Origin of the sequence: Calothrix sp. FACHB-168 (assembly GCF_963889195.1) — a bacterium.
Taxonomy (GTDB): Bacteria; Cyanobacteriota; Cyanobacteriia; order Cyanobacteriales; family Nostocaceae; genus Aulosira; species Aulosira anomala_A.
Map to the genome: position 1 here is coordinate 22,254 of NZ_CAWPNJ010000050.1, position 15,174 is coordinate 37,427.

Here is a 15,174-nt window from a genome sequence, read left to right on the forward strand (position 1 = left end):
TCTATGGCAGCTAAGGACGAAAACATTCGCTTACTAATCTCTCTAGGAATTGCTGGAGTGATGGTAGCCGGGATTTTATGGTTGGTGAGTAATTTTTCTTCTAAAACAGCTAGTCAACCAAAAACACCTTCAATGGTTTCACCTGATTTCAACATCCCTTCTTCTCCCGAATGGATGAGTAAAGGCGAAAAAATTTTAGTAACTGCAGATAAAACAGCAGAAAAAGAAGCCGGAATTAACGCTTTTAAATCTAGCGATTATGGGAAAGCGATTATTAACTTTCAAGCATCCCTACAAAAGCAGCGCAACGATCCAGAATCATTAATTTATTTGAATAATGCCAAAATAGGCAACTCTAAAGCTTTAAAAGTAGCTGTAATTGCACCGATTGGCACTAGTTTAAATGAAGCGCAAGAGACTTTACGCGGGATAGCGCAAGCTCAAGAAGAAGTTAATCTTAGTGGTGGAATTAATGGCGTACCGTTACAAGTTGAAATTGTCAGTTTAAATAATGTTGGACAGATAGAAAAAATAGATACTGAATTAGTCAAAGATAGTAGTCTTTTAGCAGTAGTCGGATTTGGTCGCAACGAAGAACTTTATAGAAAAAATAGTTTGGTGAGAATTTCCCCCAATAGCGGTAGAAGAAGTCAAGACGGACAAAATCAGACACAAATGTTAGGGGATAGTAAATATGTGTTTAATATCAGCCCCAATCGCAATATATTTACTCAAGCTTTAGCAGAATATATTGTCAAAAAAGAACGCCGGACAAATATCGTCATTTGCCGAGATTCTTCATCGAGTAATAATCAACAAACATCTAATACAGAAAGATCAAATCAAGAAGTTGTCAAAGAATATAGCGATTTAATCGCTCAATTTGGAGGTAAAGTTACTAGTACAGAATGCGATTTAGGTGCGGGGAATTTTAGCGCGAGTAATTTTCTTTCTCGCGCTACTAGTGATGGTGCAGAAGCTATACTGCTGATTCCCAGATTTACTAATATTAATCCGGTGATTGATATTGCTAAAGAAAATCGCGGCAGATTAGCGCTATTTGGTTCGCAACAACTCTACAGTGCTAGGGTGTTAAAATTTGGACAAGGTGATGTCAAAGGAATGGTGGTAGCTGTACCTTGGCATCGGGATGCTAACCGGAATATGAGTCCGGGTAATTCCTTTGCGGAAAAAGCCGCTAAACTCTGGGGTGGTGAAGTAAGTCCGCGCACTGCTACAGCTTATGATGCGATGCAAGTCATTATTGCAGGCTTAAAAGAAGATAGTACCCGCCAAGGTTTACAAAAGGTATTGTCTAATGAGAATTTTTCCGCGATGGGTGCTACAGGTAAGATTGAGTTTACCAAATCAGGCGATCGCGAAGGTGGTGTCTTTTTAGTCAAAATTGAACCTTGCGATCCCGCAAAGCCTTGTCCCTCTGGTACTGGTTACGATTTTGTCTTAGTTCAGTAAATTTTGTTTTTGTCGATGCAAAACAATACTAACTGGAAAATAGCGTTGACGGTTGACGGTTGACTGTTGACTGTTGACTATTGACTGTTGACGGTTGACTATTGACTATTGACTCTTCAAACAAATTTTCATGTTTGGTTGTGGGTGTCTTGATAGACACCTTTTTTTATTGAAAAAATATACTTTTAGAGATAGATAATTATATGTCTATTGGAAGATGCAAAAATTTAGTTATTTGTATAAATACAGCTACTTGCTGCATATATGAGAATTACCAAGTTTAACAATATACATCTGCTCAATTAAGCACTAAGATACTAAATACACAATCAGTAGCCATTGGGTGCATCAGATATCTCAGGAACAACAAAAAGTCTCAAGGGTGTAAATTCAGCAAGCTCAGATTTTTTGGATAATTTGTCAGCAGATTACAAAAATCTTCTAAGCCTGAGTATCAGCTAAACCTCGTCCATTTTGAAACCAAGAGTAGTGCGGGCATGTTGCCTGCTACTACCACCAGGGAGCAAGATGCTCCCACTACTTTTAAAACTATGGTTCTCAAAATAGATGTGGTTTAAATAGGCTTATATGCAAAAGTCTGATAGATAATCATCAGGAAAATTTGGGCTTTTTGAACTCTACCTTTGACTAAGCCGCAGTCATAGTTAAGTGCGCTACCCTACCAACTTAGTTAATTAAATGAATGTGGCGAAGAATGTTTTTGATAACAGAAATTCTGTAGCACCATCTGATTATAATTTATGACTCAGTCTTCTCGTGGAAAGCAAGCAGGTAACGATAAAAATCAGTTACAGGGTAGTCAGCCAACTGTGGGGAAATCAACTATAGATCATGCAAAACTGCCGACAATCATTCAAGTTCCTTATCGTCAACTCGGAGTGAGCAATTGGAGTTTGAAGGCTAAAACTACAGTTTGGTCTTGCGCTATTAGTATGCTCCCATTGTTGACAATTGGGGCTGCAACTTATTACATGGGTAATCAGCTAATTAACGAGCAAATTCCCGATACCAAACCAGCTAGCAATGAAAATTTAACTGTCAGTAAAGAAGAACTGCAACAACAGCTAGCAATGTTGTTACTAGCAACGGGGGTAACAACTGTATTAGCAGGTGCGATCGCAGCAATTTTGGCTAATCGTGCCATTCGTCCACTGTTAAATGCAGCTGCTCTATCTAATAATATTGTGCAAAGGCTAATATCAGACAATGCAGGGATTCGCAGTGCCGAAACCAGCAAAAATGAACTGCTAACCTTAGAGAAAAATATCAGCTTAATCACAAAACAGCTACCAGATTTGCTGTGGAAGCAAGAAGCGGAAGCAGAACAAATCCACATTGTGATGGACATTACCCACCGGATTCAAGAATGCTTAAATGAAGAAGATGTCCTGAAAACTACCGTTGAACAAGTCCGCACAGTTTTAAGTTGCGATCGCGTCACCATTTTTCGCCTCAATCCTCATGGTGAAGGTACTTTTATTGCTGAATCTGTAGCATTTGGTTTGCCAAAAACCTTATGGGCTACTGTCAAAGACCCTTGTTTTCAAGGGGATTGTATGGAAAAATACCGCGATGGCTATATCTTTGCTATAGATGATATCTACCAAGCAGGTTTAACTGATTGTCATATCAACTTGTTAGAAAGATTTGCGGTGAAAGCGAATTTAGTTGCACCCATTATCAAAAAAGGGCAACTATTCGGCTTATTAATTGCTCATCAATGTTCTAAACCCCGCTTTTGGCAGAAGTTTGAGATTGATTTATTCTCTCAAGTAGCTAGCCAAGTAGGATTTACGCTCAACTATACCCAGCTACTCGCAGAAGTCGATACCAAAGCCAATCAAACTCAGCTATTTGTCGAAATTACCCGCCGCATCCGCGAATCTCTGAATGAAGAGGATGTACTAAAAACCACGGTGGAAGAAGTCCGCAAAACAATTAGTGCAGATAGAGTCATAGTTTATGGCTTCGATCCCGATTGGTATGGTACTGTGATTGCCGAATCAGTTTTACCAGGCTTTCCTAAAGCTTTGTGGGCGAAAATTAAAGATCCTTGTTTTGCGGAAGGTTATGTAGAAAAGTACCAAGCAGGAAGAATTCAAGCTATTAGTAATATTTATGAAGCTGGTTTGAGTGACTGTCATCTTCAACAACTTGCACCCTTTGATGTTAAAGCTAATTTGGTTGCACCAATTCTCAAAGATGACAAGTTATATGGCTTATTAATTGCCCATCAATGTACTAGTTCCCGTGATTGGCGACAAGGTGAGATTGATTTATTCGCCCAAATCGCCATGCAAGTAGGATTTGCTCTCGATCATGCAAGACTGCTGCAACGAATTGATGCTGAAGGCGTGCGCACTCAGTTGTTAGCAGAGTTAACGCGCCGGATTCGCGAGTCCCTGAATGAGGATGATGTCCTGAAAACCACGGTGGAAGAAGTTCGCAAAGCCATTAGTGCAGATAGAGTCATGGTTTATGGCTTCGATCCCGATTGGTATGGTACTGTGATTGCCGAATCAGTTTTACCAGGTTTTCCTAAAGCTTTGTGGGCGAGAATTAAAGACCCCTGTTTTACTGAAGGTTATGTAGAAAAGTATCAAGCCGGCAGAGTCCAAGCTATTAGTAATATTCATGAAGCTGGTTTGAGTGACTGTCATCTTCAGCAGCTTGCACTCTTTGATGTTATGGCTAATTTAGTTGCGCCAATTCTCAACGATGGTCAGTTATATGGTTTATTAATTGCCCATCAATGTACTAGTTCTCGTGATTGGCAACCACATGAAATTGATTTGTTGGCGCAAGTCGCTATGCAAGTAGGCTTTGCTCTCGATCGTGCCAGAGTTCTCAACCAGATAGATCGCGCCTACCAATGTGCCTCAGCAACTTCTTTGCAGGAGCGACAAAAACAAGAACAGCTGCAATCGCAAGTTGTACAACTTCTCAAGAATAGCAATCAAGTGGTGCATAATTTATCTACAGAAATTGTACCACAGCAGATGCAATCGATTAATTCTATTTGCCAGCAAATGCAAATATTAGGTGATTCTGCGACAGAATTAATTGTTTCTGCCCAAAAAATCGAATTTCAAGAACAAAATCTTAATCAATGGGTAGAAACGAAAAATCAATCGATTAACGAACTTTTAAATAATATATGTACTATCCAAAAAACAATTGTGGAAGCTGCCGAAAAAGCTCACCGGATAGAACAACCCGCACAAAAGCTAGGTGAGACTGTCAATTTGATGAGTAATGTTGTTTCACAAATGAAACTCCAAGCTATGCAGACAGCATTAGAAGCTTCGCGTGCTGGAGAAGTTGGGCAACAATTTGCAGCGATCGCGCAAAAGGTACTGTCTTTAATTCAAGAGTTAGACTCAGATATTGCCGCAGTGCAACCACTGGTGGGGGAAATTCAAACAGAAACTCACCAAATCATTGCGGCGATTGAAACCAAAGCCGAACAAGTCGCCAGCGACTCAACATTTATCGAAAAAACTCAACAGCAACTTCATCAGGCGATCGCAATCAGTCAAGAAATGAAAACCCTGGCTGCTGAAATTACTCAAATCGCTACTCTCCAAGCCCAAACTTCATATTCCGCAAATCAACAAGTTTTGGAAGTCGCTAATATTACTAATCAAGTTTCCGAGCAAGCCTTAGAATTAGCAGAGTCTTTAAGCAATATAGACATATTTACACAAGACATATAGAGTATTTTATCTTACTAAGATATATATAGGGTGGTAGGGAGCAGGGAGCAGGGAGCAGGGAGCAGGGGGAGAAATAGCAAATGATCGTTGACTATTAACCATTGACTGTTGACTGTTGACTGCGCCGCACTGAGCTTGTCGAAGTGTTGACTCTTAAGAGATATTTTCTCGCGATCGCCTGATTTGCAAGATTTATATCTCCCTTCCCTTTCATATATGTGATGAAAATTTTTTTATCGAGACTACCTGTTAAATAATTTACTGAATTTTGCCATTTTACATAAATACAGGAACATAGCTATGGTTCTTGACTTGGGTATAAAAAGTAATATTAATCCAGAATTTGTGCAAGAAGCTTTAGGGCTGCTACAGCAAATTCACAATGGATTGTTAGAACTACCAAATAACTATTCTCCAGGCAAAATGCGGACTCTGGTACGAGTTGCGCAGCTAATTAAAGATGTCAGCGCTCAAGTTGATTTGGCGGATATCCAAAATTTAGCTTATCGTCTTGAGAAGATTTTTCGGCTTTTATCCCTAGAAAATCAGATAATTGACGCAAATATTACAGCTTTACTCATAGAAGCTAACGAAAATCTCGGTTTATTATTAATTGCCCAAATTCAAGGTAAAACTGATGACGCAGTTAATCTCTTAGCAAAAACCGATTCTGTGTTTGCTAATTTAGAAACGAGAAATTATCAGCAACCAATAGCAATTAATTCACTTGCTAAATTGAATGTAGAACCAGGGTTATCTCATTTGATCGATACAGCAGAGGTGACTCAAGCATTAAACAACTTAGAAATGATTCTGGCTCAATCGGAGGCTGATAATTTAGTCGAGAAACTGAAATTAGCCGCCAATATATTTTTAAGCTTTGGCGATCGCTTAAAGATAACTGAATTTGTGGCGATCGCGCAAATAGCGATCGCTTGCCTAGAAAATAGTCCCAAAGCTGCACCAACTATCGGACGTATCGCCTTAGCAGGTTGGCGCACAGCCTATGAGGAGATATCAAAACCAGTTATTTCTTCTAATGGTAAGTCAATTAATAGCGCAATTGCTATTGTTAAGCCAAATAGCGATCGCCCTAACCAACCAAGAACCCTGAAAACTTCGCAGTTATTTGTCTGGACTGCGAGTGGTAATATTTTTACCATTAATTCCAACAGTGTTAAAGAAATTTTAGTTGCTCAAGCCGATCAACTTATTTATTCGCAACAACAGTGGTTTTTACATTGGCAAGGTAAAATTATCCCTACCTATGGAGTTTCGCAACTGCTGAATGCCGAAAATTTACCACCAGAAAAAACTCAACCAGAACCAATATTTATTATTAGCTTAGGGCAGCAAATTATCGCTTTACAACCACAGATTGAGTCTTTAATTGCTGAATTAGAGTTACCAATTCAACCTGTGCCAGCGTCAGTCAAACTGCCTAGTTATGTGTATGGTTTGACGACTTGGAAAGATAAACCACTGCAAGTCATCGATTTGGCTGCATTGTTAAGCGAAACCATTGCTCAAAATCCCGATATTTCCGCAAATCCTAACTTATTCAATCCAGCCGACACTGCAACAGCTAACAGAGAATCTACCGTGCTGATCGTTGATGATTCTAATAGCGTGCGACATTTGATATCGATGACTTTGCAAAAAGTCGGTTACAAAATTTTACATGCCCAAGATGGACAAGAAGCGATCGCTCAATTGCAGCAAAATTCCCAGGTGGAATTAGTGATTTGTGATGTAGAAATGCCAAAAATGAATGGCTTTGAGTTTCTCAGCTATCGTCTCAAAGAGCAGTTTTTATCGACAATTCCTGTTGTGATGCTAAGTAGTTGCACCACCAATAATCACCGCCTATTAGCAATGCAATTAGGTGCTACTACTTACTTTACAAAACCTTACATAGAGCAAGAGTTTTTAGCAGCAATTAAGTTGATTATCGAACACAAAGGTTAGTGATGGGGCATGGGGTATGGGGCATAGTATCAACTTAATGTGAAACCCTTTTGGTGGACAAGGTTTTGTCCTCACTCCTAACCCTTCGCTTACCCGATAAACCGCCGTCACCCTTGAAGGGTGCGGCTAATTGAACAAAGCCCACGCAGGTGGGCTAAATTTTCTTAGCCCACGCAGGTGGGCTTTGTAACGTTAGCCCCAGGCTTACAGCCTGCGGGCGGTACGTCGGGTAAGCCAGAGAACTTATACCAATTCAAATAATGTTGGCGACACATCTATATATTCTAGTAGTCTGTCAGGGTTGAAATGAGGGACAGTAGTGTGAGCGTCTCGCTCACGCGGGCAAGATGCCCGCACTACCAAAAACCCCTCAAAACAAAATTGACAGATTGTAGGTTCACGGCAGTGCCATGAACCTACAATCTGTCGCATTCTTTTTTCCAATTGGTATTACAGCATCTTCCTGTAAATAGACCACGCTGTAGGGGCACGGCATCAGTAAAATTATTGTATGTACCAAAAGATTGTCGGTGTTCCCTACGATAGATGTGGTTCAAATAGGTGAAAACTGCTGTAAGTTGACACCAATGCCCAATGCCCAATGCCCCATGCCCCATATCTTAAGTCAAAACTAAATTATCACGATGAACTACAGTTTCTGCACCGCCATAGCCTAAAATTTGGGGAATTTCGCGGGAATGACAGCCGCGAATCTTTTGGAGTTCTTCGCTGTTGTAATTCACTAATCCTCTAGCAATTTCATTACCTTCACGATCGCATATTTGCACGGCTTCTTGAGTATCAAATTCGCCTTCTACGGCTTTAATACCCGCCGCTAATAATGATTTTCCACTTTGGGAAATCGCCGCGATCGCGCCTGGATCTAAATATAATTTTCCCATCGGTACAAGACCGTAAGCAATCCAGCGTTTGCGGGCTGAGGTGGGTTCTGGTTGGGGTTCAAAATGCGTACCGATGTCTTCCCCGGCGATGATTTTTTCAATATTGCGGGGATATCGCCCTTGGGTAATGACAGTACGCACACCAGCCGCGATCGCAATTCTGGCGGCGGAAATTTTCGTTACCATTCCCCCAGTACCCCATTGGGAACCTTGCGCACCTGTTTGTATCTGTAATTCGGCTAATTCCTTAATACTGCTTACCAAGGCGATGGGTTGAGCATCGGGTACGGAACGGGGATCGGCGGAGTACAATCGATCCACATCTGTCAGCAAAAATAGCCAGTCTGCTTCAACTAAACTGGCAACTAAGGCTGAAAGGGTGTCATTATCGCCAAATTTTAGCTCATCCACCGCCACCGTATCGTTCTCATTAACTACCGGAATCACTCCCAATCCCAGCAATTCCCGAAAGGTGTTGTAGATGTTGAGATAGCGACTGCGCTGTACTAAATCGCTACGGGTTAATAGAACTTGGGCGATAGGTTGTTGCAAGGTAGTAAATAAATCATCATACACCCGCATTAACCGCCCTTGTCCCACAGCTGCTACTGCTTGTTTAAGTGCGATCGCTTTTGGGCGTTCCGTTAAACCCAACCGCGCGCAACCCACCCCCACCGCACCAGAAGACACCAAAATCACCTGATGTCCTTGGCGTCTTAAATCAGACAGAGTTTCCGCCAAGGTAGCAATTGTAGATAGTGCTAATTGTCCCGTTTCCGGTTGAGTCAGGCTAGAAGTACCGATTTTAACAACAATAGTTTTGGGCATGGGGCATGGGGCATTGGGCATTGGGCAACTGACAATTGTACAGACGCGATTCATCGCGTCTCTAACCACTGACTATAAAAATTGTAAAGCGCCAGGTCTTCTATAAGTGAAGTCTGACGCTTTACGGTTTTAAATTTATTTGTTATCGGCTTGGGTCTTTTTTGGCTGACCCGATGTTATTGATACTTATATTCTCAGATTTTTTTCATTGCGAAAGATTCCTTAATTATTTTTTTAGATTTACTTTTCTGTCAGATTATCAATGTTTGCGAATTTTTGTATACTTGGGGCTGATGGAGGCTCCTAAGGCTTCTGATACCCAGACTTCAAAGTTTCTCACGGGGTGAGTACGCAGTAGTTCTACATCTGGGTGAATCATCGGTTCGACTAGGATAGTGAACATACCTAAGCGATTACCCGCTAAGACATCGGTAAATAAGCGATCGCCTACCATCCCTACTTGATGTACTGGTAAATTCATCGCTCTGAGTGCGGCTCTAATTTTGCGTCGTGAAGGTTTAGCAGCACCCAGGTAATAAGGTAAGTTTAAAGAACGCGCAATTCCGCCAATCCGCATTTCGCTTAAGTTATTACTCACCAACCATAAGACGGTATGGGCGCGGATTTGTTCTACCCAATCGCGTAATTCTGGCGAAACTGCGCCAACTTTCATCGGTACTAAAGTTTCATCTACATCTAGCACCAATCCCTTCAATCCATATTCCTGGATAATGTCTGGTGTCAGGTTTAAAATCGAACCTGCCAAAATCAAGTCAGGTTGCAAAAGGTTATTCCAAGCCATATTTTCGAGTTAAGGATGTGATAATTTACTAAAGAATAAGTAAATACTGTTTTACTTTGTAAATTTCTACAACAAATAATTTATATTTTGTCATAAATAACAAAGCACACTTGTGCTATGATAACCTTTCACAAAATACAAATACCTAGTTTTTTTAGAATATAGCTTGCCTGGTAACCTTGCCAAGCAGTAATTTATTATCGGATTTTAAATAAATGCGATCGCTTCAGGAATAAGATGATGGGAATAAAAAAAGCGATCGCAAATTGTAGGGCTGGGATAATCCCAAACCTATGACTGGTACGATGGGTAAGATGATGATGGGGTTCTTGTTTGACAGTTTTGAGCAAAAGCAATTTAGCTACAGGTTAAATTTGCCTAACCTGCCAACATATATTCCTTAATTCTTGCCAAAAAAGTTTTTTTCGCAATTTATGTAGCTGTAGCCAGATAGATTAAGACATCAAGCTAAGATAAAACCTTGACAATAAAAGGCTTTTAAACCAGTCAACAGTCAACAGCTATCATTCAGGAATTTAATTATTTATTGCTATCTATCATTCAACTTCATTAAACAAATGTTCTTCTAACAATGGTTGTACCTTACGGAATTCCTCTGGAGAAAGGAGGTGCGGCTGTCCATTTTTAGCGATCCGAGCAAAAAATAGCAGGGGATCGAGGGGGGTGTAAATGGCGTATTCCTGCTCTTCATCGTAGAATCTAGCTAGAAGTTGTAACTGCTCTGGTTCTAAATCTGCTTCATCATCTTCAATTTCTAAAGTGAAGAGTTCAGATTCTTCTACAGGGGGTAAATCACCAGAGACGGTGAGAGCATAAGCAGTATTTTTTAAGAATAAATTCTGCTCGGATAAGACAGCTTGGGCTGTAGGAAAAATCTTATCAATTGTGAGATCGTCTTCTACCAGAACAGCTTCTTCTTCCTCATCTTCACCTTGCCAAGCAAAAATTTCTACAGGTGAATCGACGGGTAGTAGTAAAACATATTCTTGCCCATCTACTTCCAGGGAATGCTCAATATAACAATCGAGAGTGCGCCCTTTTTCGTCAGTTAAACTGATGGAGCCAGTGCGATCGTTATCGTTGTCGTCGGAAAATGGAGAAGAAAACATAGCCGAGGTGTGGAAACTTTTTTTATAACTACCAGCAAATGTGAAATTTGCATTTGCTCAACTATTTAATGAAATATATCTCAATAAACAGGTTGAGTTTTATATACAACTGCCGGGTAACAGTTTTCAGAATATCATGTTAAAAGGTATCAATACTCAACAGCTACCGCCGAACTGCGAGATTGAGCGCGGCGAGTATCCAGCCATTGTTGCAAAATTAAGGCGGCGGCTTTTCTGTCAATTAAGGCTTTGTGGCGTGATGGCGAGCGATTTTCCGCTTTGAGCAATTCTTCTGCTTGATATGAGGTTAATCGCTCATCCACATATTCCATCGGTAAATTGAGCGCTTTCGTCAGCCTATTAGCTAACTTTTGCACGTGACGCGCTTGAAAGCCTAAGGAGCCATCCATTGAATAAGGTAAGCCAATTACTAGCACCTGCACTTGGCGCTCCTCAACGATTTGTTTGAGTTGCTCCACATCTTGAGCAAAAGATGCGCGTTCAATGGTGGCGATCCCCGTAGCGATTAAGCCGGTACCATCACAACCTGCTACGCCAATGCGCTTACTCCCTAAATCTAATCCTAATGCTGAAATCAATGGCTGTGGTTGCTCCTAAGGTATGACTTACTGCTGTTGTTGTGTATCTGCTGATTCTGGCGGGGAAGATGCTTCAATATTCGCGGGTTTATTACCAAAAGTCGGAGGTTCCGATTTTGTTGGTAATGAGATATCATGCGATCGCTTTTGGAGTTGTTGCGTCCATGACATACCCCCTGGGATGGGTTTACGCGCAGGTTGTAAGCCTTGCAACACTTCTGGCCATTGAATTCCCTCTAAAGAGACAAATTTCGACTCTCTTAGTTTATGCCAAACCGAACGCGACATGATTAAAGTATGTTCTATCCGTTTAGCACCAATGCGTTCTAAATACTCTTCTCGCTCTGGTTGATAATCAGAAGAAGCTAGTTGCAAGCCTTGCTGGGGAAAATCTTGGACAATCCGCGCTAATTGCGACAGCAACTCAGGATATAGCCAAGTATAGGCGGGGTGAACTGTCAGCGTGGCGATGTGCGGGGTAATTCCCTGGCGATCTAGTTGCACCTGAAAATGTCCAATGGCGGCTTTGCGTTGGGGTTCAAATACGTAACCACTGACTACTTCGGTTTTTGTCACCCATTGCTTCACAGCATCGCTTAAGGCTCCAAACAAACTTGTTTTGAAGTCGCGGGTATTGCGATCGAACACCTGACGCACCAAAGGCGGCATAGATGCTGTATCTAGTTGATAAAGCAATTGGGCATCAGCATTACTAATTGGTAATAAATTCGGTAAATCTGGTTCAGCTTGCGCCAATTCGGTTAATAATTGGGGTTCAATTTCCCAATAAGTCATTTCCGCTAGACGCTGAAATCCATTTTGCCGATATAGTGCTAGCGCCTCTAAATCGTTGACATTTACTTCCAGTACCCAAGTACGCGCCTCAACAATCGACTCAAAGCAATGGCGTAGAAGCTGGGAACCAGTTACTTGCTTGTCAGTAGCTCGGTCAAGGATTACCTTATCAACCCGCCAAGTACTGCGCGTGCGGTTAAACGGCGATACTTGAATCATCCCTAAGAGCGATCGCCCTTGCTCTGCCACATAGGAACAAAACAGGTATTGTAACGGGTTAGGGAACCAACTTAAAAATTTCAAAAAGCCATACCAGCGTCGCAGCCATTGCATTTGGCGCGTGGCAGAACCTGCTCCTTTCGGGGTTTGGGCTGCGAATGACTCTTGAGTTAGGCGTTCGATCCCATCCAGATCCCGGTATTGGACTGGTCGAATGATAACGCTGAGATTTCGAGGAAGTAATGAAGTCATTTTAGTTTCGAGCCGCCATTAAGCCTTAATTAACTGCTCTTGCTGAGTAAGTGCTGTAATAATAATATTAGCGGCTTTCCGCCATTTGCTAGCTATCCCTAAGAGCGATCTTATTAAATAAATACGTAACTTCAATAAAAAAAGCAGATTTGATGATAACACCAATAGCATTAATCAACAATATCTGCTTTAATTTTGTGTAAATTTTAATTTAAGATTTAGCTAAATTTACAAACCTTGGCGAGAAGCCAACTTTTCAAAGTGTGCTTGGGTTTGATGCAGTAATTGATCTCGGCTATCTTCAAGATTTTGCTTCATGGGTGGAACCAGATTGCGAGCTTGTAAAGTCATGTGTAGCTGGAGGTGGGCTACATACTCGCTAAAATCTTCATTGACTACACTTGTGTCTGTTAAGAGATTTGATTCCATTGCCACTGGTATTCTCCTTTAATTAGTCTGGTGCAGTGTTTTCCATTAAACAAAACCTATCACGTTGTTTTGCCCTACTTTTTATTTTGCAATGAAGCGTAATGGTTCTTTGGATTTGGGCAGGGGGCAGGGGGCATGGGAGCAGGGGGCAGGGGGCAGGGAGAGCAATAGCAATTGACAATTGACAATTAACAATTGACCAATGCCCAATGCCCAATGCCCAATGCCCAATGCCCAATGCCCAATGCCCAATGCCCTATTTATTATGCCTCGTCTAAAGCAGCGATACCGGGTAGTACTTTGCCTTCGAGTAACTCCAAGCTAGCGCCGCCGCCGGTGGAGATGTGGCTCATTTGCTCGGCTAAACCGACTTTTTCCACAGCCGCTACAGAGTCGCCGCCGCCGATGATGGTGGTTGCGCCTGTTTTGCCAATTTCTGCTAAAGTATGAGCGATCGCTTCTGTACCCTTAGCAAATTTATCAAACTCAAATACACCCATAGGGCCGTTCCAAACTACTGATTTGCAATCTGCAAGAGCTTCTTGGAACACTTTAACTGAGTCTGGGCCAATATCTAAACCCATACCACCATCGGGAATATTTTCGATGCTGACGGTTTCAGCATTAGCATCAGGCGCAAACTTATCTGCTACAACTACATCTGTAGGTAACAGGAAGGTAACACCGCGTTCTTTAGCTTTAGCTTCTAAAGATTTTGCTAGTTCTATCTTGTCTTCTTCAACCAAAGACTTACCAACACTCAAACCACGGGCTTTGTAGAATGTGAAAATCATCCCACCGCCGATGATCAGCTTGTCGCATTTCTCTAGCAGGGTTTCAATAACGCCAATTTTGCTAGAAACTTTAGAACCACCGATAATTGCTGCCAAAGGACGTTGGGGACTTTCAATCGCGCTTTGCAGATATTGCAATTCCTTTTCCACCAAATATCCAGCCACAGAAGGGCTGAGGAATTTAGTTACACCTTCAGTAGAAGCGTGGGCGCGGTGTGCAGTACCAAACGCATCATTGACATAAAAATCGGCATTAGCTGCTAATTTTTGCGCAAATTCTGGGTCGTTCTTTTCTTCTTCCTTGTAGAAGCGGACGTTTTCTAACAACAGCACTTGGCCATTTTGTAAAGCTGCAACTTTAGCAGCTACTTCATCACCGATAGAATCATCAGTTTTTACCACTTCTTGTCCCAGTAATTCCGACAGACGTTTAGCTACTGGAGTCAAACGCAATTTGTCATCCACACCTTTAGGACGACCAAAATGGCTTGCTAGAATTACCTTAGCGCCCTTCTGCGTTAAATCTTGGATGGTTGGCAAAGCTGCCCGAATCCGAGTATCGTCTGTGATGTTGCCGTTATCATCAACAGGCACGTTAAAGTCCACCCGTACTAAGGCACGTTTACCAGATATCTCAGCCGCAGATAAATTTGCTAAAGTTTTTTTGGACACAGCCAGACCCTCCCGATCGCCTTTTTGTTATTGTTTTGAAAGTATAACCATCCAGATTTTACCGGAGACTGGGGTACGCAGGTGAGAGATATGTTCAAGACAGTTTTATTTCCCATCGATCAAAGTCGCGAAGCCAGGGAAGCAGCTGATGTGGTTACCAACGTCGTCCAAAAATATGGTAGTCGTTTGGTAATACTCTCCGTGGTTGAAGAACCGCCAAAAGACGCGCCTGTTGCCGATCCTATGGTGTCACCGGAGGTAGTTGCAAAATTACTCGAAAGTGCCCGCGCCTTATTTGAGCAACAAGGAATTAAAGCCGAAGTTCTGGAAAAGCAAGGGAAACCAGCTTTTACCATTTGTGATGTAGCTGACGAAATCGGGGCAGATTTAATTATTATGGGTTGTCGCGGTTTAGGTTTAACTGAAGAAGGTGCAACAGATAGTGTCACTACCCGCGTGATTAATCTTTCACCTTGTCCAGTTTTGATTGTGCCGTAATTGAGTATGGGGCATGGGGCAATTCAATTTTGGATTTTGGATTTTAGATTTTAGATTGAAATCCAAAATCGCAAAT

Annotated in this window: 13 protein-coding genes; 4 read left to right on the plus strand and 9 right to left on the minus strand. The window is 41.7% G+C overall.

Features of this window, described 5'->3' with window-relative positions; translation table 11 throughout:
• The first annotated feature begins 3 nt into the window (after positions 1 to 3).
• Positions 4 to 1,473, plus strand: coding sequence for an ABC transporter substrate-binding protein (locus tag AACW45_RS27150; protein ID WP_190636135.1), 1,470 nt, complete (start codon positions 4 to 6; stop codon positions 1,471 to 1,473).
• 28 nt (positions 1,474 to 1,501) lie between these two features.
• Here AACW45_RS27150 and AACW45_RS27155 read toward each other — a convergent pair whose 3' ends face one another.
• On the minus strand, positions 1,502 to 1,633 hold the full coding sequence (locus tag AACW45_RS27155) for a hypothetical protein (RefSeq protein WP_277880443.1): 132 nt from the start codon (positions 1,631 to 1,633) through the stop codon (positions 1,502 to 1,504).
• Between the two features lie 601 nt (positions 1,634 to 2,234).
• Between AACW45_RS27155 and AACW45_RS27160 the strand changes: the two genes are divergently transcribed.
• Both AACW45_RS27160 and AACW45_RS27165 read left to right on the plus strand, forming a co-directional pair.
• Complete coding sequence (locus tag AACW45_RS27160; protein ID WP_190636137.1) at positions 2,235 to 5,210, plus strand: GAF domain-containing protein; 2,976 nt, start codon at positions 2,235 to 2,237, stop codon at positions 5,208 to 5,210.
• Positions 5,211 to 5,510: 300 nt separating this feature from the next.
• Positions 5,511 to 7,178: a response regulator gene (locus AACW45_RS27165; protein WP_190636140.1), complete on the plus strand. Its 1,668-nt coding sequence runs from the start codon at positions 5,511 to 5,513 to the stop codon at positions 7,176 to 7,178.
• Between the two features lie 620 nt (positions 7,179 to 7,798).
• On the opposite strand, the gene proB is transcribed toward AACW45_RS27165, so the two are convergent.
• The 8 genes from proB to AACW45_RS27205 all read right to left on the minus strand — a co-directional run bounded on the left by proB (position 7,799) and on the right by AACW45_RS27205 (position 14,600).
• A complete protein-coding gene (proB, locus tag AACW45_RS27170; protein WP_190636142.1) occupies positions 7,799 to 8,908 on the minus strand; it encodes a glutamate 5-kinase in 1,110 nt (369 codons plus the stop codon).
• Positions 8,909 to 9,167: 259 nt separating this feature from the next.
• Positions 9,168 to 9,710 carry a YqeG family HAD IIIA-type phosphatase gene (locus tag AACW45_RS27175; protein WP_190636144.1) on the minus strand — a complete coding sequence of 181 codons (543 nt, stop codon included), beginning with the start codon at positions 9,708 to 9,710 and terminating at the stop codon, positions 9,168 to 9,170.
• Positions 9,711 to 9,907: 197 nt separating this feature from the next.
• Complete coding sequence (locus tag AACW45_RS27180) at positions 9,908 to 10,060, minus strand: hypothetical protein (RefSeq protein ID WP_206758486.1); 153 nt, start codon at positions 10,058 to 10,060, stop codon at positions 9,908 to 9,910.
• Between the two features lie 207 nt (positions 10,061 to 10,267).
• Complete coding sequence (locus tag AACW45_RS27185) at positions 10,268 to 10,840, minus strand: DUF3727 domain-containing protein (RefSeq protein ID WP_190636148.1); 573 nt, start codon at positions 10,838 to 10,840, stop codon at positions 10,268 to 10,270.
• Between the two features lie 149 nt (positions 10,841 to 10,989).
• Entirely contained in the window at positions 10,990 to 11,439 is a 450-nt protein-coding gene (ruvX, locus tag AACW45_RS27190) for a Holliday junction resolvase RuvX (protein WP_190636150.1), read from the minus strand.
• 27 nt (positions 11,440 to 11,466) lie between these two features.
• On the minus strand, positions 11,467 to 12,705 hold the full coding sequence (locus tag AACW45_RS27195) for a GNAT family N-acetyltransferase (RefSeq protein ID WP_190636152.1): 1,239 nt from the start codon (positions 12,703 to 12,705) through the stop codon (positions 11,467 to 11,469).
• A gap of 228 nt (positions 12,706 to 12,933) precedes the next feature.
• Positions 12,934 to 13,134 (minus strand): hypothetical protein, encoded by a 201-nt coding sequence (locus AACW45_RS27200; protein ID WP_190636184.1) that lies wholly within the window; start codon positions 13,132 to 13,134, stop codon positions 12,934 to 12,936.
• Positions 13,135 to 13,397: 263 nt separating this feature from the next.
• Complete coding sequence (locus AACW45_RS27205) at positions 13,398 to 14,600, minus strand: phosphoglycerate kinase (RefSeq protein ID WP_190636154.1); 1,203 nt, start codon at positions 14,598 to 14,600, stop codon at positions 13,398 to 13,400.
• Positions 14,601 to 14,690: 90 nt separating this feature from the next.
• Here AACW45_RS27205 and AACW45_RS27210 point away from each other — a divergent pair, with 90 nt between their 5' ends.
• A complete protein-coding gene (locus AACW45_RS27210) occupies positions 14,691 to 15,098 on the plus strand; it encodes a universal stress protein (protein ID WP_190636156.1) in 408 nt (135 codons plus the stop codon).
• Positions 15,099 to 15,174: the final 76 nt, after the last annotated feature.

Excerpts from the sequence above, each read along its gene's own strand:
- AACW45_RS27150 (WP_190636135.1), top strand. The coding sequence starts at position 4 with ATGGCAGCTAAGGACGAAAACATTCGCTTACTAATCTCTCTAGGAATT.
- AACW45_RS27160 (WP_190636137.1), top strand. The coding sequence starts at position 2,235 with ATGACTCAGTCTTCTCGTGGAAAGCAAGCAGGTAACGATAAAAATCAG.
- AACW45_RS27165 (WP_190636140.1), top strand. The coding sequence starts at position 5,511 with ATGGTTCTTGACTTGGGTATAAAAAGTAATATTAATCCAGAATTTGTG.
- proB (WP_190636142.1), bottom strand. The coding sequence starts at position 8,908 with ATGCCCAAAACTATTGTTGTTAAAATCGGTACTTCTAGCCTGACTCAA.
- AACW45_RS27175 (WP_190636144.1), bottom strand. The coding sequence starts at position 9,710 with ATGGCTTGGAATAACCTTTTGCAACCTGACTTGATTTTGGCAGGTTCG.
- AACW45_RS27185 (WP_190636148.1), bottom strand. The coding sequence starts at position 10,840 with ATGTTTTCTTCTCCATTTTCCGACGACAACGATAACGATCGCACTGGC.
- AACW45_RS27195 (WP_190636152.1), bottom strand. The coding sequence starts at position 12,705 with ATGACTTCATTACTTCCTCGAAATCTCAGCGTTATCATTCGACCAGTC.
- AACW45_RS27200 (WP_190636184.1), bottom strand. The coding sequence starts at position 13,134 with ATGGAATCAAATCTCTTAACAGACACAAGTGTAGTCAATGAAGATTTT.
- AACW45_RS27210 (WP_190636156.1), top strand. The coding sequence starts at position 14,691 with ATGTTCAAGACAGTTTTATTTCCCATCGATCAAAGTCGCGAAGCCAGG.